This is a genomic window from Dietzia sp. KRD202, from assembly GCF_017168155.1.
GTDB classification, from domain to species: domain Bacteria; phylum Actinomycetota; class Actinomycetes; order Mycobacteriales; family Mycobacteriaceae; genus Dietzia; species Dietzia kunjamensis.
Window position 1 is genome coordinate 1 of record NZ_JABFAN010000035.1, and the last position, 1107, is coordinate 1107.

2 protein-coding genes are annotated in these 1107 nt (G+C 61.5%); both read left to right on the forward strand.

Going from position 1 to position 1107, the window contains the following annotated elements; all coding sequences use genetic code 11:
- A partial coding sequence (locus tag J1M64_RS18420) for a cytochrome P450 (RefSeq protein WP_206475138.1) occupies positions 1-725 on the forward strand: 725 nt, incomplete at its 5' end.
- On the forward strand, positions 722-1107 hold a 386-nt coding region (locus J1M64_RS18425), incomplete at its 3' end, for an FAD-dependent oxidoreductase (RefSeq protein ID WP_206475139.1). The genes J1M64_RS18420 and J1M64_RS18425, both read left to right, overlap by 4 nt.

Below are 1107 nucleotides of genomic sequence, written 5' to 3' on the forward strand. Positions count from 1 at the left end.
TCGAGGAAGCGAACGGTGGTCCTGCGGACCTCGACGAGACGTTCGACGGAATGCGCGAGATGGCGAGCGGTCTGAGTTCTCTGTGGTACGACAAGAAGGCTCGGTTAGCAGAGGGGGAGGAACCCGGTTTCGACCTGGTCACCATGCTGCAGAGCAACGAGAGCACCAAGGATCTGATCGACCGCCCGATGGAATTCCTGGGCAACTTTGTGCTGTTGATCGTCGGAGGGAACGACACGACCCGGAACTCGATGAGTGGTGGCGTTCTGGCGCTGAACCGGTTCCCAGACCAGTTCGAAAAGCTCAAGTCCAACCCTGACCTGATCCCCAACATGGTCTCCGAGATAATCCGGTGGCAAACGCCGCTGGCCTACATGCGCCGAATCGCCAAGACTGACACTATCTTGAACGGTCAGTTCATCCGTAAGGGTGACAAGGTCGTGATGTGGTACGCCTCAGGCAACCGCGACGAGCGTGTGTTCGAGCGGCCCGATGACTTCATCATCGACCGGGCCAACGTCCGCAACCACATCTCCTTCGGGTTCGGCGTACACCGGTGCATGGGCAACCGACTGGCCGAAATGCAGCTGCGGATCCTCTGGGAAGAGCTGCTCCCCCGCTTCGAGAACATCGAGGTCGTCGGCGAACCCGAGTACGTGCAGTCCAACTTCGTGCGGGGTATCAGCAAGATGATGGTGCGCCTCACCCCGAAATCCGGCACATGACATCGCAGCGAGCCCTCATCATCGGTGCCAGCCATGCCGGAGCCCAACTCGCGGCGAGCCTACGGCAGGACGGGTGGAGCGGTGAGATCGTCCTCATCGGCGAGGAGCCCACGGTGCCCTACCAGCGCCCGCCACTGTCGAAGGCGTATCTCGCCGGGAAAACCACCCTCGACGAGATCACCATCCGCAGTTCGGACTTCTACTCCAAGCAGCGAATCCAGCTTCTCAACGCGCACGTGGAGGCGATCGACCGCTCGGCTGGGCACATCGTTATGAGCACCGGCGACACACTGACATACGACAAGCTCGCGCTGTGCACGGGAGCCCGCCCTCGTCAGCTCCGCGTTCCTGGGGCCGATCTCGCCGGGGTCCATTACCTTCG